Here is a 23134-nt window from a genome sequence, read left to right on the forward strand (position 1 = left end):
GCGTCCCGGGCCGCCCGGACGCGCTTCAGAGGGTCTCCAGCGCCGCCATCGCCGCGTTGTGCCCCGGAATGCCGCTGACGCCACCGCCGCGCACCGCTCCCGCCCCGCACAGCAGCACGGTGCGGTGCCCCGTCTCCACGCCCCACCGGCCCGGCCCGCCCGGATCGTCCGCGTACGGCCAGGACAGTTCGCGGTGGAAGATGTTGCCGCCGGGCAACCGCAGGTCGCGGTCCAGGTCCAGCGGGGTCCGGGCCTCGATGCAGGGGCGGCCGTCCTCGTCTTCCGCCAGGCAGTCCATCAGCGGCTCGGCGAGGTGGGCGTCGAGCTGGGCTACGGTCCCGGCGAGCAGCACCTCCCGGGCCTCCTCGTTGGCCCGCTCGAACAGCCGGGCAGGGGTGTGCAGTCCGAACAGGGTGAGCGTCTGGTAGCCGCGCTCCACCAGTTCGGGGCCGAGGATCGACGGGTCGGTCAGCGAGTGGCAGTAGATCTCCGAGGGCGGTGCGGCGGGCAGTTCCCCCGAGGCCGCCTGTGCGTAGGCGCGGGCGAGTTCGGCGTACCCCTCCCCGATGTGGAAGGTGCCGGCGAACGCCTCGCGCGGGTCGACGGCGGAGTCGCGGAGCCTGGGCAGCCGCCTCAGCAGCATGTTCACCTTCAGCTGGGCGCCCTCGGCCGGCGGCGAGGGCGGCTCCTCGCACAGCAGGCCGGCCAGTTCCCTGGGCGAGGCGGCCACCAGCACCCGCCGGCACGCGATCCGGCCCTCGCCCGCGGCCGTACGGAACGTCACCTCGGCGGAGTCCGCTCCGTCGGTGTCGATCCGTACCGCCTCGTGCCCGGTGGCGATCTCCGCCCCGGCCGCCAGAGCGGCCCCGGCCAGCGCGTCCGTCAGGGCGCCCATCCCGCCCACGGGCACGTCCCAGTCGCCCGTCCCGCCGCCGATCACGTGGTAGAGGAAGCAGCGGTTCTGTGCCAGCGACGGGTCGTGGGCGTCGGCGAAGGTGCCGATCAGGCCGTCGGTCAGGACCACGCCGCGCACCAGGTCGTCGGCGAAGCGGTCCTCCAGCACCACCCCGAGCGGCTCCTCGAACAGGGCGCGCCAGGCCGTCTCGTCGTCGATCCGCTTGCGCAGCTCCGCCCGGTCCGGCAGCGGTTCGGTGAGGGTGGGGAAGACCTTCCGCGCGACCCGTCCGGTCATGGCGTAGAAGTCCCGCCAGCTCTCGTACTCCCGGTCCGAACCGGTCAGCCGGGCGAAGGACTCCCGGGTCCGCTCCTCCCCGCCGCCCACCAGCAGCCCCGTGGCCCGGCCGTCGCGGACCGCCGGGGTGTAGGAGGAGACGGTGCGCTTGCGCACCGCGAAGTCCAGTCCGAGTTCGCGCACGATCTTCGACGGAAGCAGCGAGACGAGGTAGGAGTAGCGGGAGAGCCGGGCGTCGATGCCCGCGAACGGGCGGGTGGAGACGGCGGCGCCGCCGGTGTGCCCGAGCCGTTCGAGGAGGAGTACGGAGCGCCCTGCGCGGGCCAGGTAGGCGGCGGCCACGAGTCCGTTGTGCCCACCGCCGACGATCACGGCGTCGTACAGATCCGTCCGGAAGCCATGAGTCCTGTTCATGGCCCTTCTCTAACACGGCGCCACCGTCCGGGCCAGGGGGCGTGCGGTGTGCGGCGTGCGGCGTGCGGCGTTTGCGGCGTGCCGAGGGGATCCGCAGCGGGCCGGGACCGGCCGGGGCCTGTCCGACCCTGATCCGCCGGAGAGGCCCTAACCGCCCGGGGCGCCCACCGCCGGCGGCAGCGCACTGCCGTAGGTGAAGCCCTGGCCGCGGAGTTCGGCGGCGCGGGCGCGGACGTTGGCGGCCTCGGCCTCGCGGCCGAGCCGGTCCAGGCAGTACGCCTCGTCGCCGAGGGCGTCCAGGGTCTCCGGGTGGTCGGCGCCCAGCGCCCGTTCGCGCGCGCCGGCGATCTCCCGGTAGAGGGGCAGTGCCTCGCCCCAGCGGCCGAGCCAGCCCAGCCCGACGGCGACCTCGCGGCGGCTGACCAGGGTGTCGGGGTGGTCGGCGCCCAGCACCTTGGCGCGCAGCCCGCCCACCTGACGGGCCTCGACCACGGCCTCGTCCCAGCGGGCCAGCCGGCCCAGGTTGACGCCGAGGACGTGGCGGGCGCGCAGGGTCTCCGGGTCGGTGGCGCCGTACGCACGGGTGCGGTCGCGGACCAGGGACCGGAACAGGTCGAGGGCCTCGGTGCCGCGGCCGAGCCGGCCCAGGGCGATGCCGACCTCGTAGCGGGCGGCCAGGGTGGCGGGATGGTCCCGGCCCAGGGTGCGTTCCCGGGCGGCGGCCACCTGCCGGTAGCCGGCGAGGGCGTCCTCCCAGCAGCCGAGCTGGCCCAGCGCGTACGCCGCCTCGTAGCGGGTCAGCAGGGTGTCCGGGTGGTCGGGTCCCAGGGCCGCGGCCCGGGCGGCGGCCACCTCTTCGGCGGTGATGTGGGCCTCGGCGTAACGGCCGAGGCGGCCGAGCGCGCACACCAGGTTGTGCCGGCACAGGAGGGTGTCGGGATGGTCGGCACCCATGGTCCGGATCCGTACGGCGAGCACCTCCTCGTAGACCTCCCGGGCCTGCTGGTAGCGGCCGAGCTGGCCCAGGACGTACGCCGTCTCCTGGCGCGCGGCGAGGCTGTCGGGGTGGTCGGGGCCGAGCAGCCGGGTGCGGGCGGCGGCGACCGCGCGGTGTTCGGCGAGCGCGTCGGCGGGGCGGCCGGACCGGCTCAGGGCGCACGCCGCCTCGAAGCGGGCGGTGAGGGTGGCGGGGTGCTCGGGGTCGGCGTGGCCGGGCTCGGCGGGCACTCCGTAGGGGGCGGTGAGCCGCGGGTCCTCGGAGGCGGCCGGGCGGGCGGGCAGGGCCGGCACGCGTGCGGCGGGCACGGGCGCGGGTACGGCGGTGATCGGTACCGGGGGCATGGCGGGCACGGAGCCCGGGGTCGGCCTGGGGGCCGTCCAGGCGCCGGTCAGCACCGTCCACGCGCCGCTCGCGGGGCGGGCGTCGAGGCCGGCCCGGCGGCCGCCGGTCATGCCGCGGGCCCAGGCGGGCAGCGGCAGCTCGACGGGACCGGTGCCGGGCAGCGGGCCGCGGCGGGCGGCGAGCAGGTCCTCGTGCAGCCGCCGGGCGTCGGCCGGGCGCTCCTCGGGGCACTTGGCGAGCAGGGCGAGCACCACCCGCTCGAAGTAGTCGGGCAGTTCGGGCCGGTGCTGCCGGAGCGGCACCGGCGGGGTGTCCCGGTGGCCGACCAGCACCGACCAGGAGTCGCCCAGGTCGAAGGGCGGCGCGCCGGTGGCGATCTCGTACAGCACGCAGCCCAGCGAGTAGAGGTCGCTGCTGTGGTCGACCTCTCCGCCCGCGATCTGCTCGGGGGACATGTAGTGCGGTGTGCCCATGGCCATGCCGCCGCCGGTCAGTTTGGCGGTGAAGCCGATGTCGTGGGCGAGCCGGGCGATGCCGAAGTCGCAGATCTTCACCGTGCCGTCGGTCAGCCGCATGATGTTGGCGGGCTTGAGGTCGCGGTGCACCACGCCCTGCTCGTGGGTGTAGGCGAGGGCGGCCGCCACTTGCTCGGCGATGTCCACGACCACGTCCACGGGCAGCGGGCGGCGGCCGTTGTCCTCCATCAGCTGGCTGAGGTTGCGGCCCTCCAGCAGCTCCATGACGAGGTAGAGCAGTCCGCCGGAGGCGCTCTCGTCGCCGAAGTCGTGGACGACGGTGACGCCCCGGTGCTGGAGCGAGGCCGCGACCCGCGCCTCGCGCCGGAAGCGCTCGCGCAGCACCTGGGTGAAGTGGGCGTCCTGTTCCGGTCCGAGCGGTTTGAGGCACTTGACGGCGACATGGCGGCCGAGGGATTCGTCGCGGGCACGCCACACTTCGCCCATACCGCCCCGGCCGATCAGGTCGAGGGACCGGTACCGGCCATGGATCAGTCTGCTCTCCGCCATCTGTCGGTGCCGCCCCCGTTGTCGTGCTGTGCCGTCATGCCCTCCCCGGCCCTCCGCCTGCCGTCGGCGGAGGAACCTCAAGTATGGCCGCCGCTCTGCGCAGTGTGTACGCCGAGGGTCGGGTCGAGGAGCCCATCCGGCGCATTGCTCTCAAGATGTGACCTGGCGGCATCTGCCAGCGCAGACCTGCGGGAATGGTGCGCAGCAGGCGTCCGGTGAGGCGCAGGCGCCGGGTGACGGCGCGTGGGGCCGGTGCCGGTCTGCCGTACAGGCGGTGCGCCCAGCCGGGCAGTGACCCGTAGGCGAGGGCGGCGAGCGGGCGCCACAGCAGGGCGCGGGCGGGCCGCAGCAGGGGGTGTACGGGCGGGCGGCGCAGGAAGGCGTCGACGACGTGGGCGTCGGGGCCCGCGGCGAGTCCGGGCCGGGTCCGCTCGAAGTACGCGGCCAGGGCGGCGGTGTCGGCGGGCACCCGGTCCGGGTCGAGGCCGACGAGGCGGGCGTTGGCCACGTTCTCGGCGACGTACCGGTCTGCTTGTGCCGCGGTGAGCGGTACGCCCGACCTGCGCAGGACGTGGAGGAAGGAGTCGATCTGGGCGCAGTGCACCCACAGAAGCAGTTCGGGGTCGTCGACGCGGAAGCGTTCGCCGGTGGCCGGGTCGGTGGCGGTGAGGGTGCGGTGGATGGCGCGGACCCGGGCGCCGGCCCGTTCCGCGGCCTCGGTGGTGCCGTAGGTGAGGGTGCCCACGAAGTCGGCGGTGCGCAGGAGCCGGCCCCAGGTGTCCTGCCCGTCCCCCTGGTCCCGGAAGGCGGCCGAGTTCTCCATGACGCCGCGCACGGCGCGTGGGTGCAGGGCCTGGAGGTAGAGCGCGCGGACTCCGGCGAGCCACATCATCGGGTCGCCGTGGCAGTGCCAGGTGACCGACGCGGGTCCGTAGAGCCCGGGGTCGGGATCACTGCCGCCGGCCGGTCCCGGATCGCTCCGCATCGTCCCAGCCTACTGACGGGAGCGCGTTCCGGAAGGGCGCGTGCGGGGTGTCTCCGGCGCCGGGCTGCACGCCCCGGGGCCCTTCGTCATGCTGGAAGGGGGCGCTCCGGGTCAGTCCCGTGCGAAGGAGTTGATCGCATGACCACCCCCGACGGCCCTTACGGACCCACCGGACCCACCGGACCCACCGGACCCACCGGACCTGCCGGACCTGCCGGACCTGCCGGCCCCTATGTCCCCGCGCCCGGCGGGGGGCGGCCGGTCGCGGTGTCGGCGCGCCTGGACGGCCCGCTGTCGCGCTGGCTGTGGCTGGTGAAATGGATCCTGGCCATCCCGCACTACGTCGTGCTGGTCTTCCTGTGGATCGCCTTCTTCGTCGTGTGGCTGGTCGCGCTCTTCGCGATCCTGTTCACGGAGCGGTACCCGCGGGCGCTGTTCGACTTCAACCTGGGCGTGCTGCGCTGGTCGTGGCGGGTGGGCTTCTACGCGTACAGCGCGCTGGGCACCGACCGGTACCCGCCGTTCAGCCTGGGCCCGGAGCCCGACTACCCGGCCCGGCTGGACATCGCGTATCCCGAGCGGCTCTCGCGCGGCCTGGTCCTGGTGAAGTGGTGGCTGCTCGCGATCCCGCACTACCTGGTGCTCGTCTTCTTCACCGGCGGCTACCGGTACGGCGGGGGCCTGATCACGCTGCTTGTGATCATCGCGGGGTTCGTCCTGCTGTTCCGGGAGAAGTACCCGCGGGACGTCTTCGACCTGGTCATCGGCCTGGACCGGTGGGTGCTCCGGGTGACCGCCTACGCCGCCCTGATGACGGACGTCTACCCGCCGTTCCGGCTCGACCAGGGCGGCGACGAACCCCTCGCCGCGGCCCCGGGCGGGGACTTGTGGGACTGCGACTGAAGGGTCGCGGCCGGGGAAGCGCGGCCGAAGGGCAGGGCCGAAGGGGCACGGCCCGAAGGGGGCGCGCGGCCGTGCGCCTGTACGCGGGGCCGTGGGCACACGGTGCCGTGGGCACACGGTGCCGTGGGCACACGGTGCCGTGGGCACGATGCCCTGTGCACGCGGCGCCCTCTGCACGCGCCCTATCCGATGTTGACCACGTGGGCCCAGTCCGGCGGGGCGTCCGGCTCGTAGTGGGGATCGTTCTCCCGGCGGCGCAGCTCGCGGGGCGAGAGCTCCCGGGGGAACAGGCCCACCACCGTCCGGCAGGGCGGGCGGCTCTCCGGCCAGGGCGTCTGGCCGTCCGTGAGGGCGACCACCACGTCCGGCTGCGGACGGGCCCGCAGCGCGGTGGCGAAGCCCCTGCGGAGGTCCGTGCCCCCGCCGCCCACCAGGGGGATCCCCTCGGCCCGGCACAGCGGGTGCGCCACGTGGGCGGCTGCGTCGCAGCTCATGACGGTGAGCAGGTCACGGCGGCCGCCCACCGCCCGCGAGATCGCGGCGACCTCCAGGAGAGCGCTGCCCAGCTCGGCATCGCTCACGGATCCGGAAGTGTCGATGATCACGGAGACCCGGGGCGGCCGGCGCCGCAGGCTCGGCAGGACGGCGCCGCGCACCGCGGCAGACCGCCGCGAGGGGCGGCCGTGGCTGTAGTCCTGTCCCGCGCCGGAGGCGGAGGCCGCCGAGCGGATCGCCGCTCCGAGCAGCTGCCGCCAGGGCTGGGGCGGGTGGAACGCTTCCTCCGCCCACCGTTCCCAGGTCTCCGGGGCGTCTCCCGGGCGGGCCTTGATCCCCTCCACCACCCGGAACCGGACGGCGTCGCGTTCCTGCGCGCTCAGCCCGTGCGCGCCGTCCGGTCCGAGGTCCCACTCGCGTGCCCGCCCGTCGGCGCCGCTGCCGCAGTCCAGCCAGGCCAGGCCCTCGGTGAGCCGGCCGAGCCGGAACCGGCCGAGGTACTCCTCCATCAGCTGCCCGGACGGCAGCCTCAGCGTGTCCGGCGTGACCGCACCCTCGGGCCGGACCAGTCCGTCACCGAACGCGTCGTCGTTGATCTCGCAGTCGGCGGCGATGTTCATCCGCAGCCGGTCCCCCGGCCCGGTGAGCCCGTGCTGCCTGGCCGCCCGCTCGCTGCGCCCGTGGTGGTCCCGCAGCAGGTGCGACACCTCGTGCACCCATACGGCGGCCAGCTCCTCCACCGGGGTCCGGTCCACGAACCCGGGGGCGACGTAACAGCGCCAGTGCCGGTCCACGGCCATCGTCGGCACCTGCCGGGACGGGACGGTGTGCAGGGCGAACAGCGCGGTCGCGAGGTACGGCCGGGCCCGGGCGGCCTGCAGCCGGGCGGCGTAGAGCTTGTCGAGGTCCAGAGCCCCGGGTGGTGTGCCCCCGGTCATCGGCGCGGCTTCTGCGCGAGGGCCGTCCGGGCGGCCGCCTGGTCGGCGCGCCGGGAGAGGGTGACCACTCCGGCGAGCCGCTCGATCGTCTCCGGGACGTCCCAGTCGTCGCGGCGGAGCGAGGCGAGGGTGGTGGCGGGGACGACGACCAGGTCGGGGGCGCCGGTCTCCAGCGCCCGCACCAGGAGGGACCAGGCGGCGTCCCAGCGGGGCTTGTCGGGACGGCTGCGGACGGCCGCGACCACGCCGTCGAGCACGGCCTGGCGCAGATCCCCGCGGTCGGGCAGGACGGCGGCCGCCGGGTCGGCGAGCAGTTCCTCGGGGTCCGGCAGGTCCATCCGGTCCAGGCTCGCCAGCAGCTCCAGTCCCGGCCCGTCCCCTACCGTGCCCCGCACCAGCAGGGACAGGACGTCCCGGGAGGCTCCGGCCGCGGTGGCGAAGGCGATCAGACGGAGGGTCATCTCCCAGCTCCGCGGGGACGGCCAGGCGCCGCCGCGGCGGGTCTCGCTGCTCGGCAGCCGGTGCACGAGGGCGGGGCGGGCGGACAGCAGCCCGCACACGGCCCGGCGGGCGAGGTCCACCGCCTCGGGCAGGATCGCGGGGTCGAGCCGCGGCAGGGTCGCCCGGGGCCAGGTGCCGCCGAGGCCGCGGACCACGACCTCCTGGTCGTGGGTCCACTGGAGGTGGACGAAACGGTTGGCCAGCGGCGGGCTCAGCTCCCAGCCGTCGGCCGCCGAGGAGCGCGGGTTGGCCGCCGCCACGATCCGTACGCCGGGCGGCAGTTGCAGGGCGCCGATACGGCGTTCCAGCACGAGGCGGAGCAGGGCGGCCTGAACGGCCGGCGGGGCGGTGGACAGCTCGTCCAGGAAGAGCAGCCCGCGACCGGCCCGCACCAGGCGTACGGCCCAGTCCGGCGGGGCCATGGGGACGCCCTGCACGGCGGGGTCGTCGCCGATGACGGGCAGGCCCGAGAAGTCGGACGGCTCGTGCACGCTGGCGATCACCGTGGTGAGGGGCAGGTCCAGGTTCTCTGCGAGCTGGGTCAGGGCCGCGGTCTTGCCGATGCCCGGCTCACCCCACAGGAGGACGGGCAGGTCGGCGGCCACGGCCAGGGTCAGGGCCTCCAGCTGCATGTCGGGGCGCGGTTCGGTGGTGGTGTCGCGGAGCAGGGCCAGCAGGTCGGCGGCCACGTCGAGCTGGGACGGGGTGGCCGGGGCGTCGTACGCGACCGGGGCGTCGTACTCGGGCAGGGCGTCGTACGTGGGCAGGGCGGAGGACACGGCAGAAGGCATGGGTGATCACCTGTGGGTTCGTCGGTGAGGCGAGTGAGGTGGGTGGGGTGAAGCGAGTGAGGTGGGTGGGGTGAAGCGAGTGAGGTGGGTGGGGTGAAGCGGGTGAGATGGGTGGGGCACTGGGTGGGGCGATTGGGTGAGGGAGGAACGGGGCTCTCGGGCCCCGGAGTCAGTGGCCGCCGTACCGGCGCGTGCGTCGGCGCGGGGCGTACGGCCGGTGCGTGTGCACCTGGTCGCCGGGCCCGGGTCCGATCAGCCCGGCCCTGAACAGGCCGTAGGTGATGCGCTGTTCCGCGGCGGCTTCCAGCTCGTCCCGCAGCGCGCCGTCGCGCAGCACCGCGCCGGGACCGAGCAGGCCCTCGACGACGGCCAGCGCTCCGGCGGTGTCGCCGTGGGCGAGGCGTTCGCGGATGCCGGAGAGTGATGCGGGACTACGGTGCGCCTGGTCGATCACCCGCAGGCAGGGAAGCGGCGTGCCGCTCAGAGCGACCAGCAGTTCCTCGCGCCGGAGTTCGCCGGGATCGTGGTCGAGCGGGACCAGGGTCCCGTCGACCAGGCCGATCCGGTGGCGGGAGCCCCGGCAGTCCACGAACCGGGGTTCGTCCGCGGGGTGCGGACGGGCCCCGGGCACGGCGGGAACGTGACCGGGTACGAGCGACCGCGCGACGAGCGGGTGCAGCCGGTCGGCCTCGATCACCCCGGCGCGCAGGAGTTCGAGGTCCGGTGGCACCCAGGTCGCCGCGTCGGGCAGGACCGGCACCAGCCGGCCGCCGGGGGACGGCGGTCGTGCGCCGCGTCCCGTCGCCGGGCAGGTGCCGTCGTCCCCGGCGGACCCGCCGGGGCCGGCGCCCGGGGCAGTGTCCGGGTCGAGGATCAGACGGTGCCGGCCGCCGAGGCGTACCTCGACGGGGCCGGGGGGCAGCCCGTCGGCGGCGAGCAGGAGCCGGGCCTCCGCCGCCCACCGGTCCACGGCACAGCGGTGCAGCGGTCCGTGCGGCAGGCCCGGGACGCCGACGGGCGGACCGTCGGCGGCGGGCCCGTAGGCGGCGGGACGGTCGGCGGGCGGACCGCCGGCGCCCGACCGGTGGCGGAGTTCGTCGGCGCTGCGCGCGTCCCAGAGGTGCCGGTGCAGGTCGAGGCGGAAGCGCCGGCTGGGCCGCGGGTGCGGGTGGTTCCGGGTCCCGGTGTCGGAGCGGGTTCCGTCCCACAGGGTGAGGACGATCCGCTGGCCGGCGTCCGCCCAGGCGGGCGGGGTCCGGGCCACGAGGTACACCGGTTCGCCGGCGTCCCGCCCCGAGCCGCCGTCCCGTCCCCGGCCGTCATCGCGTGCCGAGCCGTCATCCCGCCCCGAGCCGTCGTACCGCGCCAGGGCCACGGTGAGGCCCGGTCGCAGCAGTCCGTCGGGGGCGGTCCTGGGCATGTGCCAGCGCAGGAGGTCGGGTGCCAGGTGCCGGAGGTCGGCCCGCAGCCGTGTGGCGAACGTGCGGCCGTGGGTGCGCGCCACGGAAGGCAGGTGCAGATCGGTGTCGAAGCCCGCGGCGGCGCACGCCCCCGCCCAGTCGCCGACGGATCGGCGGGCGGTCGCGGTCTCGATCATGGAGGGCGGCACGGCGTACTCACGCACGCGCAGCCACAGCGAAAGACGGGAATCCTCGTCCGTCGGGTGAATGGGCATCAGCCCTCACCTTGCGTGGACGGGTCCCCCAATCTGTGCAGAGGGGAAGTGTTCATCGCGGTGATCGTACGGCCGTCGCCCGCGGTCCGCCAGGGAATATCGGATCGGCTCGGACCGCCTCGAATTGGCTCGGCTCGGACCCCCGGTGCTGCGGCCGGATGCCCCCTCACCCGCCGACGAGGGCGACGAGTTTGATGAAGACCAGGTCCGGGTCACGGGTGAGGTCCACGATTTCGTCGAGGTCCTCGGCCTGCCGGTCACCGGCCAGTACGAAGAACCCGTTGGCCAGGAAGGCCCGTTCGGCGATCTCGGCCTGCCGCTCCCAGTCGATGCGGCGGGGTTCCCGCAGCCGGTAGCCGTTCAGCTCCGTCTCGGCGTCGTCGGGCCGGACGAGACCCGTGAAACGTTCGCCCGGACAGGCGTTGTGCCGGTCGACCTCCTCCCGGACCCGGAGCCTGATGAGCTCGCCCACGGTCATCCGGTCCGGCAGACCGGCGACCGTCCATGCGGCGAGCGGCTTGCCCGCCGCGGTCTCGTCCCGGAACGTCACTCCGGCCATCGGGCACCCCGCTCGATCTGCACGCGGATGGATTCGTCGGTGATCTTCGCGTCGGCGGCGAGCAGGAACGCCTTGCTGAGGACGAGGGAGAGCCGTTCGTCCTCGAACGGCAGGAACACCTTCCCGCCCCCCTTGCCCGTGCCCGTGCCGCGCGCCGGGACGATGCACAGGTACGCGTCGTTGGGCTGCATCAGCACGTTGGCCGAGCCGAGATGGATCCGGTACGTGCGCAGATCGCCGCGGACGACCAGGAAGCGCCCGTCCAGCGAGCACCGGTCGGCGATCTTCAGGCGCGGCAGGATCCGTTCCAGGACCTCACGGCGCACCTCCGCGCCCGCCGTCAGCTCACCGAAGGCGGTCCTGCGCCAGTACCCGGGATGGCCCTCCACGGTCCGGTCGGCCCACTCGGGATCCGCGGCGACCGAGGTGACCCCGACGAACAGGTCCACATCGCGCATGGCCTCGCTGAACACCAGCGGCGGCACATCGGCCAGGGGTGCTTCGCGCCAGACGCCCTCCACCCTGCGGTCGAAGCGCACCTGGTCGGTCGACGCCAGTTCGTCGTCCCCGATGTCCGCCCACTCGACCCAGTAGTGCGCGAACCGGACCCGCCACGCGCCAGCCGCGAGAATCCGCTCGGCGTCGGCGCCGTCGCCCATGTCCCAGGGGCCGAGGCGGCTGCTCCGCCACCCCCGCGCGCGGAACAGGGCGTACATCCTCCGGTAGTGGACGAGGTGTGCGGCGAAGCGGTTGGAGTGGACGCGGGTCTCCTCCTCGGCCGGGGTGAGGAGGTAGATCTCCCGGAACGCCTGTTTGAAGGGCTGCTGTATGCACCGCTCGGTGAGGAGTTCCCGCCAGGCCCGCACGTCGTCGAGGTCGGAGCGGAGGGGGTGCCAGAGCCGTACGGAGGCGTCGTCGGGGACGTCGGGCAGGTGGTCGACGGCCTCCGGGAGCACGGCCCGCCACTCTCCGGGAGCCACCTCGATCTCCCAGATCAGCCGGCGCACCAGGGTCCGGGCCAGGGGGTGCCCGATCAGATCGGTGCGCCACCCGCCGAAGGGGTGGACGGCATCGACGGTGAAGCTTCCCTCCAGGGCGCGCACGAGGGTGACGAGCTGGGCGTCGACCCGCTTCACCAGCTCGCGCAGCTCCTTGACCAGGGCGGGGTGGTCACGACGGACCGGCGCGGGGAGCCCACGCAGCGGGCGGCCCTCCTTCTCCCAGGTCAGGGTGGCGGTCTCGGCGACCGTGACGACGGCCTGGTACTCGCCGGCGGTCCGGCGGAGGATGCCGCCCGCACTCCCCGTGGAACCACCACCCGTGGAGGTGGGCTCGAAGTCCATCCTCGGCAGCCTCAGCGCCACTTCGGTGCGTTCGGCCAGGGCCGCGTCGACCCGCTTGAGCATCTTGTCGAGCTGCCGGGGCACCCCGGCGTGCCGGACGGTCCGGCGTACGGTGCGGATCGCGGTCACCAGCTCGGGCGTCGGGAATTCCTCCGCGGCGCGGACCACCTCGTACAGCAGGGCCTGCGAGGGGAGCGTCTTCGCCGCCGTCGGGGCGAGGGCGATGCCGGGGAGCAGCCGCTCGAACAGCCCGTGCAGCCAGGGCTCGTCGCGCAGCAGCGCCACCCTCAGGGCCTGCCCCAGCGAGGTGACCTCCCGGTCCGTGAACGCCTTGTCCGCCCGGTACGGGATCCCGCCGGTCCGGATCGCGTCGGTGCGGTCGGCCGCCGCTTCCAGCGCGCGGCGGGTGAACGCCACGTAGGCGGGGCTGTCCGCCGCCTGCTGCCAGCTGAAGGTGCCGGGCGAGATGAACCGGTGCTCGCGCTCGATGGCGCTCAGCACCGCCCGCTCGGCCGGCGGGAGTCCGGCAACGACGGCGATCTCGTCCGCGACGATGGGGCCCACCTCGTCCGCGAGGCGCTCCACGGCCGCGCGCAGTGTCCCCTCGCCCGCGAGCTCCGCGATGGTGAGCAGCACGTACGTCCCGCGTATGGTGCCCGCCTCCAGCCATGACCCGACCAGGGTGCGGGCCGGGACGGACAGGTCGGGCAGCTGCCCCGTGCAGTGCTCCAGCACGTTCAGGCCCAGCAGGAGGGCCCAGCCGCGGTCCTCGCGCCTTTCGGCGAGCGCCTCGAACATCCTGCGGCACGCGTCGGGCGTGTAGGCAGGCTGCCGTGTCCTGATGGCGTCCTCGACCGCGGAGGCGACGGCCGTCCGGGCGGGGGTGACCGGGCCGTCCACCGCGTAGGCGACCACGAGGAGGGTGCCGAGCGCCTCGTCGGACACCTGCGAGAGGTCCGGCTGCGCCTCCGCGTCGGCGAACGTGTCCGCGTCCGCGTCCTCATCCGCGCCGTAGAACGTGCAGTCCGGGTCGGTCAGTGCGCGCAACAGCCGCGCCGTGTAGGCGTCGTTCGCGCTGGTTCCGGCCACCAGGGTGTCGTAGGGCATGACGGGATGATGGCAGGGGCCACTGACAACGCCTCCTGCCGACCCTGCCCACCGCGTCCCCGCCGGGCCGTCGTCGCGGACCGGAAGTGGCCGGTCTAACGCGGCTCGTGGGCGGCTGCCCGGCAGGCACCGGTCGCGGCGCCGCCCGGAACTCCGGCGCCGGTCAGTCCGTTCACGCAGTTCTGCAGGTCCCCGACGACGCCACGGGTGCACGCCGCCGTGACCGCGTCGGTGATCTCGACCCCGGTCTGCGCCACCATCTGCGTGCAGGCGGGGATGTCCGCGTGGACCGCCGGGGCGGCCAGGGCCGTGCCGCCGAGGGTGAGGGTCAGGCCGGTGAGGACACCGGCGATACGGGTCGACGTACGCCTACGCGTGCGCATGGGACTCACCTGCTCTCGGGGTCGCCTAGTCGGGGGCCACCCGGCACGCGGTCACCGCAGTGCCGTTGGTGACCCCGCTGTCGGTCAGGCCGGTCACGCACCGGGCGTTGTCACCGGTCAGGCCGACGTAACACGCCATCCGGACGGAGTCCGGGGCCTCACCGCCCTGGAGTTCGCGCTCGACCTGGTTGATGCAGGCCGTGACGTCCGCGTGGGCGGCCGGTGCCGTGAACGCGGCGCCGCCGAGCGCGAGGGTCAGACCGGTGAGCACACCGGCGATACGGGTGGACGTGCGCATGGGACGCACCTGCCTTCGCGATCGTCAGGGGCGATGGGCCGCTCACGGCACCCGGCCCCCGGGGCGGCAGCACGACGGCGGCCGCAGGGTGGTGCACGGCCCGCGGCGAGACGCACACCACCGCGCGGTGGTACGGCGCGCCTCCCGCTCCTTCCACCGTACGACCGGGGGTGCGAGACCACGACCCGGCGGCGACGGCTACGTCCCGCTGCCCGTGCCCGTGTCCGTGCCCGTGATGGTGTCCGTGTCCGTGTCCGTGTCCATGTCCGCGTCCGTATCGCCGCGTTCGCGGCTGCCGTCGGCATCCAGGGCCGCGACGGCGAAGGAGACGACGGCCCCGAGTCCGAAGAGGAAGGCGACCGGGTTGACGTAGCCGGGGACGGAGGTGGTGTAGGTGCCGATGTCGTCGGACTCGCACACGAACCGCAAGGGCACGTACTCCACGCGGTAGCCGGAGATCGCTTCCGCCCGGTGCTCCCAGCCCTGGGTGCGGCAGGGCGGAAGGGGGATCGAGTTCGTTCCCCCGTCCTCCGCCGACACGACCGCGCCGGTGACGTTCAGCAGGCCCCAGGCATACACCCCGACCGCGATCGCCGCCTGGGCGAAGCCGGCGGTCCGCAGCCGGTCACCGCTGCCGGCACCCGGCGGCCCGCCGGCCCGGGCCAGGACGCGCACGGCCCGCCCGGCGAAGACGAACGGAAGGATCAGACCGGCCGGCACGAGGAGCAGCAACAAGTAGGTCACCGCCCCACTCCAACAGGACTGCGCGTACGAGCACCATGCCGGAGGTCACGGCTTCCGCAACAACTCCGCAACAGCTCGACGGGCCGGGTCAGGTCGACGCTGCGCTTCTCCTTCGTACCGACGCTGACCGGCCGGAGGGGTACCCGTTCGGACGGACGGTTGCCCGCGGCGACGGATGCCGATGTCCTCGCGGTCCGCGGACGGGACCGTCCGGCGCTCGATCCGCTGCCCGTTCCGACGGATGCTGGAGGTGTACGCACACGGTTCCCGTACCGCTTGGGAGTGACCGCCATGAGGCACCGCAGCGTCGCAGACCTGATGACGCCCAGCGCCGTGACCGTCCAGCGGGCGACCCCGTTCAAGGAGATCGCCCGGCTTCTGGAGGAGTTCGGCATCACCGCCGTGCCCGTCGTGGACGACGACGGCCACATCGTGGGAGTCGTGTCCGAAGCCGACCTGCTCGGCCGGCGCGCGAGCGACCGCATGGTCACGGCGGAGCGGCTGATGACGAGCCCCGCCCTCACGGCACGCCCGGGGTGGAGCGTCGTCCGCGCCGCACGGGTGATGCGCCGCAGCGGGGTCAAGCGCCTGCCCGTCGTCGACACGGACGGCCTCGTGGTCGGTGTGCTCAGCCGCAGCGACCTCATCAAGCTCTTCCTCCGCCGCGACCGTGCCATCCGGGAGGAGATCGTGGAGGACGTCCTGACCCGGACGCTGCACCTGCCACCGTCGGCGATCACGGTGGAGGTGGACGACGGGGTGGTAACGCTGAGCGGCACCGTGCCACGACCCGAACTCCTGCCCGTCATCATCCGGCTCTGCCAGAGCGTGGACGGAGTCGTCCACGTCGACAGCCGTCTCACCGGCACCGGCACCACCGTGACCGGGTCCGCCACCGACGCCGGCACCGAGACCGGCCCCCGTCACCCACGGGGTGACGCATCGCTCCACCTCACGGGTCGCCGTCGTGGCACACGGGTGGGGCCGCACCCACGAACAGGACCACTCCCATGACCACACCCCGCGCAGACGCGGACACCGTCGCCCTGCTCGTCGGCGACGCCGTCACCGCCCCGTCGATGCACAACGCCCAGCCCTGGCGCTTCGTCTTCCGCCCGGACAGCGGCGTACTGGAACTGCACGGCGATCCGGAACGTGCCATGACACGGACCGACCCCGATCACCGTGCCCTCCACCTCGGATGCGCCGCCGCGCTCTTCAACCTGCGCGTGTCCGCGGCGCGGAACGGGCTCGATGCCCGCGTGGACCTGCTGCCCGACACCTCCGACCCGTGGCTGCTGGCCGCCGTCTCCTTCGGTTCGCCCGTCGGCGAGGCTCACGAACTCGCCGCGCTGCACGCCGCCCTCCGGCGCCGGCACACCAGCCGCATGCCGTTCGGTGACGAGCCCGTTCCCCCCGCTCTGCTGGACGGACTGCGAGCGGCCGCGCGTCTGGAGGGCTGCCGCCTGACCGTTCCCGACCGCCGGCACACCGAGACCGTGCTGGCGCTCGTACGGGACGCGGAGCACCACGAGGAGATGGATCCGCTCGCCCGGGCGGAGACGGCCGCCTGGACCAGCGGGACGCGGGGCACGACGCCCACGACCCGGGGCGACGGCATTCCGGCAGAGGCGTTCGGCCCGCGGAGCTCCGGCACCGTGGCACCCGTACGCGACTTCGGCCGGGCGCGTCCGGTCCCGGACCGCGGATGGGCCGTCTTCGAGGAGCACCCCCAGCTCGCCCTGCTGGGCACGACGAACGACACCCCGGCCGACTGGCTGCGGGCCGGCCAGGCGCTGGAGCGGGTGCTCCTGAGGGCCACGGCCGACGGCCTGGCCACCTCGATGACCTCCCAGGCCCTGGAGTGGCCGGACCTCCGGTGGACGGTCCGCGACCCGCTCTCTCCCGTCGGGCACGTCCAGATGGTCCTGCGTCTCGGCTACGGACCGTCGGGACCGGCCACGCCGCGTCGCCCGGTGGGGGACGTCCTGCAGATCCGGTGACCCGCCGGGCTCACGACCGGTGGACCACGCGACGGCCGGTGATCCGTGCGGGGGTGAGCTTCATCCAGTGCGTACGCGGGCCGCCGGCCCACGGCTGGGACCGGGCCGTGGCCGCGAGATGGCGGATCTCCTCGGAGGTCGTGACGGCTTCCAGTTCGCCCACGGCCAGGACGCTCCAGCCGCCGGCCGTGATGTCGTCGATGTTGTCGATCTCGAAGGCCACTTCCGTACCCGCCGCTCTGGCCGCGAGGGCTTCCACGGCGGTGCGGAACGCGATGGCAGGTCCCGCGACCAGGTAGTTGACAGGGAGGACGGCCGGGCCCTCGGGGGTGAAGACGGCGATGCGTCCCACGCCGTGCGTACCGAGCAGCGTGCGGCATTCGTCCTCGTCGAGCGGCACCAGCTGGGTGTCGCGGCGGGCGGTGGCCCGGCCGTGGACGCCGCCGGTGCTCGCCCCGGTCAGGTCGTCGACCGTGACGCCGAGTACGTCGGCGAGCCGGACGAGGATGCCGATGGACGGAGACGCCGTGTGCTCCTCCAGGTACGTGATGTAGTTGCCGTCCGCTCCGCAGCGCCGGCCCAGTTCCTCCCGGGTCAGGCCGAGGGCCTCGCGGCGGGCCGCCAGGCGGCGGCCCAGGTCGGTGCGGCCCGTCGCACCGGCGGACGGCGGGTGCGCGGTTCCCGGGGTGCTCTTCACGCTGATCACTGCTCCTGGGACGGTACGGCGACCGTGTCGTGCTGCGCGCCGCCGACCACGTCCGCGGGGTCCTTGATCGCGGGGTCCGGGACGTCCTGCCCAGAGGCCCGCCCGGGCCCGTGGAAGACGAGTGCCTTCATTGCCCGGCCTCCTCTCTGCGCACCGTGCGCTGTGCGCCGTGTACGTTGCGCTGTGCCTCTTGCGCTGTGCATTTGCGCTGTGCCGTGCCGTGCCGTGCGGGTAAGGGTCCGAAGGGCTTACCGCCAGGCTGCCGGCCGGACATCGGTCGCGGTCGCGATCTCGGTCACCGTGTAGAGACGGGTCGACTCCAACGGTACCGGTGCACGCGTGAGGTGCTCGGCGACGAAATGCGGCCACCGCGTCCGGGGCGTACTCGAACATGCGCCCGCGGTTGCCGGCGGGGCTCGCTCACCGCCCCGGCGCGGAGGTCATCGGACCGGACCCCGTCGGCCGTGTTCGTCTCAGACCGTGAGCGTCCCGCGTACGCCCCTCAGGACGTCCGCGACATCGGGCCGGCAACACCAGGGGCGCTATGAAGCCTTGGGCCAGGGGAACCTTCCCGCCCGGTGGGCCCAGGCCACCAGCACCATCAGGACGGCTGCCAGTCCGCCCAGCACCATGACCGTCGAGGGCGAGGAATGGTCGAGGACGGCCCCTCCGACGAGGGCTCCGATGGAGATGGTGGCCTGGAAGGAGGCGGTGAAGAGGACAGAGGACGCCTCGGGGGAGTCGGGCGAAGCCTTGGCGAACCAGGTCTGCGAGCAGACCGGCACGGCTCCGTAGGCGACGCCCCAGACGATCAGCAGTGCCACCGCTGCCACGTCCGACCGGCCGAGGACCGGGAGGAGCAGGGTCGCACCGGCGATCAACGCGGCGGCCGCGGCGAAAGTCGCCCGCGGGTAGCGCCCCACTGCTGATCCGCCGAGGAAGTTGCCGGCGATTCCGGCTGCTCCGTAGACGAGCAGACAGACCGTGATGAGAGCCGAGCTCACATGGGTCACCTGCTCCAGGAAGGGGGTGACGTATGTGTACGTGCCGAAGTGAGCGAGCACGACGAGGAAGGTCATCACCAGGGCGAAGCGGGTGTTGACGCTCCGGAGCATGCCGCCGAGGACGTCGAGGCGCGCAGTCTGGTCGGAGGGGAGCGGCGGGACGACCAGGAGCAGCAGGGCGAGGACGGCCAGCGTGAAGCCGCCCATGACGAGGAACGCCGTCCGCCAGCCCGCGATGTCACCGATGAGCGTGCCCAGCGGTACCCCGAGTACGGAGCCGAGCGGTACCGCCGAGAAGATCACCGAGGTCGCGCGGCCTACGGATCTGGCAGGCACCAACTGGCGGGCGAGCCCGGCTCCGATGGACCAGAAGCCGCCGATGGTGACCCCCACCATGACGCGGGAGACCAGGACCAGCCAGTAGTTCGGCGCCATGGCGGCCAGGAAATTGGCCAGCGCCAGCAAGAGCATGAACACACCCAGCATGACCCGCCGGTCAATACGCCCCGTGGCCACCGTGACCACGGGGGCCGAAACCGCGGCCAGGAAACCTGGCATGGTCATCATGAGACCAGCCATTCCGTCCGATACGGCGAAACTCGACCCGATCGAGGTCAGCAGGCCGATCGGCAGAATTTCAGCGGTGACGATCGAAAAGATCCCCAGCATCACCGAAATCACAGCCGGCCAGGAAACCAAATCCGAGCGATCCGGCGGCGCAGGAGATTGAGCAGAAACGGTGGTCGTTGTGGACATGAATCCCGTCCTGAGCTGGACATCACGTGCAGAGTGTGACCACCAGTCCAACAGGAACGGGCACCATCCTCCGGCGGATTCCCGACACCGACGATCAGCCCCCAACCAGTGCGGGTCGGTCGAAGTCCGCCAAGTGCCCCAAGGGTTACAGCGCACCCTGGCTCCTGAGCCTTCGACGACCGGATCACCGGCCACACACAGCGTCAGCGGCGGACCCTCGGCATGCCCAGGCCGATCCAGGAGATGATCTCGCGCTGGATCTCGTTGTTGCCGCCGCCGAAGGTGAAGATCACCGCGCTCCGGTAGCCGCGTTCGAGTTCGCCGTGCAGGACCGCGCCCGCCGAGCCGTCCTTCAGGGGGCCCGCGGCGGCGGCGACCTCCATCAGCCACGCGTAGGCGTCGCGGCGGGCCTCGGAGCCGTATACCTTGACGGCGGAGGCGTCCTGCGGGGTGAGGGTGCCGTCCTGGACGGCGTTGACCATCTGCCAGTTGAGCAGCTTCATGGCGTCGAGGCGGGCGTGGGTGCGGGCGAGCCTGCCGCGGACCCAGCCGAGGTCGATGACGCGGCGGCCGTCGGCGAGCTTGGTCTGCGCGGCCCACCGCTGTACGTCGTGCAGGGCGCGGATCGCCATGGTGCCGTGCGCGGCGAGGGTGACGCGTTCGTGGTTGAGCTGGTTGGTGATCAGCCGCCAGCCCTTGTTCTCCTGGCCCACCCGGCGGCTCGCGGGCACCCGGATGTCCTCGTAGTAGCTGGCGGTGGTGTCGTGCGAGGCGAGGGTGTTGATGACGGTGCAGGAGTAGCCGGGGTCGGAGGTCGGGACCAGGAGCATGGTGATGCCCTTGTGGGCGGGGGCGTCCGGGTCGGTGCGGACGGCCAGCCAGACCCAGTCGGCGGTGTCGCCGTTGGTGGTCCAGATCTTCTGGCCGTTGACGACGTAGGTGCCGGTCTCCTCGTCGCCCTCGCGGACCGCCTTGCACTTCAGTGCGGCCAGGTCGGTGCCGGCGTCCGGCTCGCTGTAGCCGATGGCGAAGTCGATCTCGCCGGAGAGGATGCGGGGCAGGAAGTACGCCTTCTGTTCGTCCGTGCCGAACTGCATGATCGTGGGGCCCACCGTGTTGAGCGCCATCAGCGGCAGCGGGACCACGGCCTGCGCGGCCTCGTCGAAGAAGATGAACTGGTCCATCGGGGTCATCCCGCGCCCGCCGTACTCCACGGGCCAGCCGACACCGAGCCAGCCGTCCGCGCCGAGCCGGCGGATGGTCTCGCGGTAGAAGCGCTTCTGCGCGGCCGGGTCCTCGTAGCGGCTGTAGACGTCGTCGGGTACGAGCTCGGCGAAGTAGGCACGCAGCTCGGCGCGCAACTGCTGCTGCTCAGGCGTGTATTCGAGGTGCACGGCCCCTCCGGAAGGCTGGCTGCGTGAGTGCCGTGGTGACGGCGGCGCACAGACTAGAACTTGTTCCAAGAATGTGGAAGGTCCGCAACGGGTGCGGCCGTGCCGCCATGCAGTCCGGCCGCCGTGCCGCCGTGCAGTCCTGCGGCCGGGTGCCGCAGTTCCGCACCCGTCAGGCCGGGCCTGATCAGGACCTTGATGTGCTCCTCCGGGCGGCGCAGTGAGGCGAAGGCCGCGTCCAGGCCCTCCAGTCCGGTCTCGCCGGTGACCAGTGCGGCCGCGTCGACCCTGCCGTCGGCGAGCCGGGCCAGGGTGGCGGCGAACTCCTCGGGGGGATAGGTCAGGCACATCCGCAGGGTGACGTCCTTGTAGATGCCGACCACCGGGCGGATCACGTCCTCGGTCATGACCCCGCCGATCTGGAGGATCTCGGTGCCGCGCGGCACCGTGTGCAGCAGCCGGTCGATCATTCCGGGGACTCCCACGCAGTTCACGACCACGGTGGGGCGGGCGGCGCCGCCGGGGCCGGCGCCGGTCCGGGCGGCCTTCCCGGCGAGCGCGCCGCACAGCTCGACGGGGTCCTGCTGCGCCGGGTCGACGACGGCGTGCGCGCCCATCCGGGCCGCGGCGGCGCGGCGCAGTGCGGAGGGGTCGGAGGCGACCACCGGTTCCGCGCCGCGTTCCCGGAGGGCGGCGACGGCGCCGAGGCCGACCGGCCCGCAGCCCACGACCACCGCCGGGGTGCCCGGTCCGGCGGAGCTGCGGGCCACGTTGCCGAAGCCGACGGCCAGGGGTTCGGTGAGGGCGGCGAGCGGCAGCGGAAGGGACTCGGGCACCGGCAGCAGCGCCTGCGCCTGGACCACGACGCGCTCGCCGAAGCCGCCGGGGAAGGCGTTGCTGTAGCCGACGGTACGGAGCACTCCCCCGCCGTCGAGGGCCCAGGGCAGCGCCACCACGCCGGTGCCCGGCTCGGGTCCGCTCGCGCCGGGCCCGTAGCCGAGCACCCGGCCGGAGAACTCGTGGCCCAGGACGAGGGGGCGTGCCGGGTCGAAGAGGAAGCTGGTGGTGCCGCTGTCCCGGGACGCCTTGAGGAAGTCCTCGGTGTGGGCGACCGCGCTGAGGTCGGATCCGCAGATGCCGCAGGCGGCGGTCTCCAGCAGGGCCTGGCCGGGGCCGGGTACCGGGTCCTCGTGGGCGCGGACGGCGAACCGTCCGCCGTCGAGCACCGCCGCCCTCAACGGGTCTCTCCCTTGCGGGCGATGGCCTCGGCGGTGGCCTGGCGGAGCGCGCCGACGAAGCGCCCGCTGTTGCGGGCGGCCCAGTCGAGGCTGGCGCGGCGGGCGCCGGTGCTCCCGGTGAGCCGCGGGACCACGCGTTCGGCGAAGAGTTCCAGGCTGCGCCGGGTGGCCCCGGGGTCGGCGACGTCCAGCTGGAGGATGAGGAAGGTGCCGAATCCGCCGGTCTTGTCGGCGAGTTGGGCGATGCGTTCGACCGCGTCCTCGGGGCTGCCGATGACGGCCCGGCCGAAGGTGGGCAGTCCGTCGGTGGTCCACCGGTCCACCGCCCCGGAGGCGGTGGAGCAGCCGTCGAGACGGGTGCCGCCGAGGGCCTCGAGGTACGCGACGAGGTCTCCGGTGCCGAACTCGGCTTCCCTGAGGGCCTGTTCACGTGTCTCGGCGAGGTGCACCGGGGTGACGAGCCGCCATCCTTGGCGGTCGGGGGTCCGCCCCGCGGCCGTGCAGGACGCCTCGTACGCCGTCCAGTTGGTGTCGAGCGCGGCGAACCCGGAGGGATCTGCGGCGGCGAGGGAGAGCAGCCCGAGCCCGTGCCGACCGGCGAGTACCGCTCCGGTGGGCGAGACGGCGGAGGCGACGGCGACGTCCGGTTCCCGGCCCCGGTAGGGGCCGAGCTGCAGCCGCGCTTCCTCCAGGGTGAACCAGTCGGTGGCGGCGGTGACGGTCTCGCCGCGCAGCAGGCGGACGATCGCGTCGAGCGCGTCGGCGGTCATCGCCCGCGAACGCAGCGGGTCCACGCCCATCATGTGCGCGTCGGAGGGAAGTTGCCCGGGTCCGACGCCGAGCATGGCCCGGCCCCGGGTCTGCTGGTCGAGCTGGCAGATGCGGTCGGCGAGGATCAACGGGTGGTGGTAGGGGAGGGAGTTGACCCCGGTGCCGAGCCGAATCCGGCTGGTCCGCTCGGCCGCGGCCGCCAGGAACAGCTCCGGCGAGGCGATGATCTCGTAGCCGGCGGAGTGGTGTTCCCCGGCCCACACCTCGTCGTACCCGAGCCGGTCGAGCAGTGCGACGAGGTCCAGGTCCCGGCGCAGCTGCAGGGCCGGGTCCCGGTCGGGGTGGTGGTAGGGCGCGAGGAACACTCCGAAGCGGGTGGGGAGGTGGGGGTAGGGCCGGTGTCCGCGATCGCGGTCGTTCTCGTTCTCGTGCTCGCGCTCGTTCTTGTTCTTGATCTCGTGTTTGTTCTCGTACCCGTTCTCGTTCTCGTGCGGCATGTGCGGTGGCCTTCCGTCGGACGACGCCTGCGGCCGACGTAACACCGTGCGCGGCTCGGCTTCAACGACGGTC

21 protein-coding genes are annotated in these 23134 nt (G+C 73.6%); 4 read left to right on the forward strand and 17 right to left on the reverse strand.

Annotated features, from left to right (window positions below):
• Positions 1-25 precede the first annotated feature (25 nt).
• The 3 genes from AB0O36_RS07300 to AB0O36_RS07310 all read right to left on the reverse strand — a co-directional run bounded on the left by AB0O36_RS07300 (position 26) and on the right by AB0O36_RS07310 (position 4958).
• On the reverse strand, positions 26-1606 hold the full coding sequence (locus AB0O36_RS07300) for an NAD(P)/FAD-dependent oxidoreductase (protein ID WP_365105341.1): 1581 nt from the start codon (positions 1604-1606) through the stop codon (positions 26-28).
• A 147-nt stretch (positions 1607-1753) separates the two neighbouring features.
• Positions 1754-3973 carry a tetratricopeptide repeat protein gene (locus AB0O36_RS07305; RefSeq protein WP_365105343.1) on the reverse strand — a complete coding sequence of 740 codons (2220 nt, stop codon included), beginning with the start codon at positions 3971-3973 and terminating at the stop codon, positions 1754-1756.
• A 34-nt stretch (positions 3974-4007) separates the two neighbouring features.
• A complete protein-coding gene (locus tag AB0O36_RS07310; RefSeq protein ID WP_365105346.1) occupies positions 4008-4958 on the reverse strand; it encodes an oxygenase MpaB family protein in 951 nt (316 codons plus the stop codon).
• Positions 4959-5096: 138 nt separating this feature from the next.
• Between AB0O36_RS07310 and AB0O36_RS07315 the strand changes: the two genes are divergently transcribed.
• The gene (locus tag AB0O36_RS07315; RefSeq protein WP_365105349.1) at positions 5097-5861 is read left to right on the forward strand and encodes a DUF4389 domain-containing protein; all 765 of its coding nucleotides are present in this window, start codon (positions 5097-5099) and stop codon (positions 5859-5861) included.
• Positions 5862-6043: 182 nt separating this feature from the next.
• Here the strand turns inward: AB0O36_RS07315 and AB0O36_RS07320 are convergent, their stop codons facing one another.
• The 8 genes from AB0O36_RS07320 to AB0O36_RS07355 all read right to left on the reverse strand — a co-directional run bounded on the left by AB0O36_RS07320 (position 6044) and on the right by AB0O36_RS07355 (position 14695).
• Positions 6044-7294 carry a VWA-like domain-containing protein gene (locus tag AB0O36_RS07320; protein ID WP_365105352.1) on the reverse strand — a complete coding sequence of 417 codons (1251 nt, stop codon included), beginning with the start codon at positions 7292-7294 and terminating at the stop codon, positions 6044-6046.
• Positions 7291-8586, reverse strand: a complete 1296-nt coding sequence (locus tag AB0O36_RS07325; RefSeq protein ID WP_365105355.1) for a MoxR family ATPase — start codon at positions 8584-8586, stop codon at positions 7291-7293. Before AB0O36_RS07325 ends, AB0O36_RS07320 begins: the two co-directional genes overlap by 4 nt.
• Before the next feature lie 169 nt (positions 8587-8755).
• The gene (locus AB0O36_RS07330) at positions 8756-10261 is read right to left on the reverse strand and encodes a hypothetical protein (protein ID WP_365105358.1); all 1506 of its coding nucleotides are present in this window, start codon (positions 10259-10261) and stop codon (positions 8756-8758) included.
• Between the two features lie 166 nt (positions 10262-10427).
• Positions 10428-10820, reverse strand: a complete 393-nt coding sequence (locus AB0O36_RS07335) for a hypothetical protein (RefSeq protein WP_365105361.1) — start codon at positions 10818-10820, stop codon at positions 10428-10430.
• On the reverse strand, positions 10808-13270 hold the full coding sequence (locus AB0O36_RS07340; protein ID WP_365105364.1) for a DUF4132 domain-containing protein: 2463 nt from the start codon (positions 13268-13270) through the stop codon (positions 10808-10810). Before AB0O36_RS07340 ends, AB0O36_RS07335 begins: the two co-directional genes overlap by 13 nt.
• Positions 13271-13365: 95 nt before the next feature.
• On the reverse strand, positions 13366-13653 hold the full coding sequence (locus tag AB0O36_RS07345) for a hypothetical protein (protein WP_365105367.1): 288 nt from the start codon (positions 13651-13653) through the stop codon (positions 13366-13368).
• A gap of 25 nt (positions 13654-13678) precedes the next feature.
• Positions 13679-13951 (reverse strand): hypothetical protein, encoded by a 273-nt coding sequence (locus tag AB0O36_RS07350; protein ID WP_365105370.1) that lies wholly within the window; start codon positions 13949-13951, stop codon positions 13679-13681.
• Between the two features lie 198 nt (positions 13952-14149).
• A complete protein-coding gene (locus tag AB0O36_RS07355; RefSeq protein ID WP_365105373.1) occupies positions 14150-14695 on the reverse strand; it encodes a hypothetical protein in 546 nt (181 codons plus the stop codon).
• 291 nt (positions 14696-14986) lie between these two features.
• Between AB0O36_RS07355 and AB0O36_RS07360 the strand changes: the two genes are divergently transcribed.
• Both AB0O36_RS07360 and AB0O36_RS07365 read left to right on the forward strand, forming a co-directional pair.
• Positions 14987-15709, forward strand: a complete 723-nt coding sequence (locus AB0O36_RS07360; RefSeq protein WP_365105376.1) for a CBS domain-containing protein — start codon at positions 14987-14989, stop codon at positions 15707-15709.
• Positions 15706-16698 carry a nitroreductase gene (locus tag AB0O36_RS07365; protein WP_365105379.1) on the forward strand — a complete coding sequence of 331 codons (993 nt, stop codon included), beginning with the start codon at positions 15706-15708 and terminating at the stop codon, positions 16696-16698. Before AB0O36_RS07360 ends, AB0O36_RS07365 begins: the two co-directional genes overlap by 4 nt.
• Positions 16699-16708: 10 nt before the next feature.
• On the opposite strand, the gene AB0O36_RS07370 is transcribed toward AB0O36_RS07365, so the two are convergent.
• The 3 genes from AB0O36_RS07370 to AB0O36_RS07380 form a co-directional block, all read right to left on the reverse strand.
• Positions 16709-17395 (reverse strand): pyridoxamine 5'-phosphate oxidase family protein, encoded by a 687-nt coding sequence (locus tag AB0O36_RS07370; RefSeq protein ID WP_365105382.1) that lies wholly within the window; start codon positions 17393-17395, stop codon positions 16709-16711.
• 5 nt (positions 17396-17400) lie between these two features.
• The gene (locus AB0O36_RS07375; RefSeq protein ID WP_365105384.1) at positions 17401-17535 is read right to left on the reverse strand and encodes a hypothetical protein; all 135 of its coding nucleotides are present in this window, start codon (positions 17533-17535) and stop codon (positions 17401-17403) included.
• A gap of 411 nt (positions 17536-17946) precedes the next feature.
• Positions 17947-19044, reverse strand: a complete 1098-nt coding sequence (locus AB0O36_RS07380) for an MFS transporter (RefSeq protein WP_365105448.1) — start codon at positions 19042-19044, stop codon at positions 17947-17949.
• Between AB0O36_RS07380 and AB0O36_RS07385 the strand changes: the two genes are divergently transcribed.
• On the forward strand, positions 18965-19138 hold the full coding sequence (locus AB0O36_RS07385) for a hypothetical protein (protein ID WP_365105454.1): 174 nt from the start codon (positions 18965-18967) through the stop codon (positions 19136-19138). The genes AB0O36_RS07380 and AB0O36_RS07385 overlap by 80 nt on opposite strands.
• A gap of 229 nt (positions 19139-19367) precedes the next feature.
• On the opposite strand, the gene AB0O36_RS07390 is transcribed toward AB0O36_RS07385, so the two are convergent.
• The 3 genes from AB0O36_RS07390 to AB0O36_RS07400 are packed head-to-tail and all read right to left on the reverse strand — an operon-like array spanning position 19368 to position 23061.
• On the reverse strand, positions 19368-20558 hold the full coding sequence (locus AB0O36_RS07390) for an acyl-CoA dehydrogenase family protein (RefSeq protein WP_365105386.1): 1191 nt from the start codon (positions 20556-20558) through the stop codon (positions 19368-19370).
• 53 nt (positions 20559-20611) lie between these two features.
• The gene (locus tag AB0O36_RS07395) at positions 20612-21793 is read right to left on the reverse strand and encodes a zinc-binding dehydrogenase (RefSeq protein ID WP_365105389.1); all 1182 of its coding nucleotides are present in this window, start codon (positions 21791-21793) and stop codon (positions 20612-20614) included.
• Positions 21790-23061 (reverse strand): LLM class flavin-dependent oxidoreductase, encoded by a 1272-nt coding sequence (locus AB0O36_RS07400; protein ID WP_365105391.1) that lies wholly within the window; start codon positions 23059-23061, stop codon positions 21790-21792. Before AB0O36_RS07400 ends, AB0O36_RS07395 begins: the two co-directional genes overlap by 4 nt.
• Positions 23062-23134 lie beyond the last annotated feature (73 nt).

Source organism: Streptomyces sp. NPDC089799 (assembly GCF_040684755.1).
In the GTDB taxonomy this organism is placed as follows: Bacteria; Actinomycetota; Actinomycetes; order Streptomycetales; family Streptomycetaceae; genus Streptomyces.

Excerpts from the sequence above, each read along its gene's own strand:
- AB0O36_RS07300 (WP_365105341.1), bottom strand. The coding sequence starts at position 1,606 with ATGAACAGGACTCATGGCTTCCGGACGGATCTGTACGACGCCGTGATC.
- AB0O36_RS07305 (WP_365105343.1), bottom strand. The coding sequence starts at position 3,973 with ATGGCGGAGAGCAGACTGATCCATGGCCGGTACCGGTCCCTCGACCTG.
- AB0O36_RS07310 (WP_365105346.1), bottom strand. The coding sequence starts at position 4,958 with ATGCGGAGCGATCCGGGACCGGCCGGCGGCAGTGATCCCGACCCCGGG.
- AB0O36_RS07315 (WP_365105349.1), top strand. The coding sequence starts at position 5,097 with ATGACCACCCCCGACGGCCCTTACGGACCCACCGGACCCACCGGACCC.
- AB0O36_RS07320 (WP_365105352.1), bottom strand. The coding sequence starts at position 7,294 with ATGACCGGGGGCACACCACCCGGGGCTCTGGACCTCGACAAGCTCTAC.
- AB0O36_RS07325 (WP_365105355.1), bottom strand. The coding sequence starts at position 8,586 with ATGCCTTCTGCCGTGTCCTCCGCCCTGCCCACGTACGACGCCCTGCCC.
- AB0O36_RS07330 (WP_365105358.1), bottom strand. The coding sequence starts at position 10,261 with ATGCCCATTCACCCGACGGACGAGGATTCCCGTCTTTCGCTGTGGCTG.
- AB0O36_RS07335 (WP_365105361.1), bottom strand. The coding sequence starts at position 10,820 with ATGGCCGGAGTGACGTTCCGGGACGAGACCGCGGCGGGCAAGCCGCTC.
- AB0O36_RS07340 (WP_365105364.1), bottom strand. The coding sequence starts at position 13,270 with ATGCCCTACGACACCCTGGTGGCCGGAACCAGCGCGAACGACGCCTAC.
- AB0O36_RS07345 (WP_365105367.1), bottom strand. The coding sequence starts at position 13,653 with ATGCGCACGCGTAGGCGTACGTCGACCCGTATCGCCGGTGTCCTCACC.
- AB0O36_RS07350 (WP_365105370.1), bottom strand. The coding sequence starts at position 13,951 with ATGCGCACGTCCACCCGTATCGCCGGTGTGCTCACCGGTCTGACCCTC.
- AB0O36_RS07360 (WP_365105376.1), top strand. The coding sequence starts at position 14,987 with ATGAGGCACCGCAGCGTCGCAGACCTGATGACGCCCAGCGCCGTGACC.
- AB0O36_RS07365 (WP_365105379.1), top strand. The coding sequence starts at position 15,706 with ATGACCACACCCCGCGCAGACGCGGACACCGTCGCCCTGCTCGTCGGC.
- AB0O36_RS07375 (WP_365105384.1), bottom strand. The coding sequence starts at position 17,535 with ATGAAGGCACTCGTCTTCCACGGGCCCGGGCGGGCCTCTGGGCAGGAC.
- AB0O36_RS07385 (WP_365105454.1), top strand. The coding sequence starts at position 18,965 with ATGGTCATCATGAGACCAGCCATTCCGTCCGATACGGCGAAACTCGAC.
- AB0O36_RS07400 (WP_365105391.1), bottom strand. The coding sequence starts at position 23,061 with ATGCCGCACGAGAACGAGAACGGGTACGAGAACAAACACGAGATCAAG.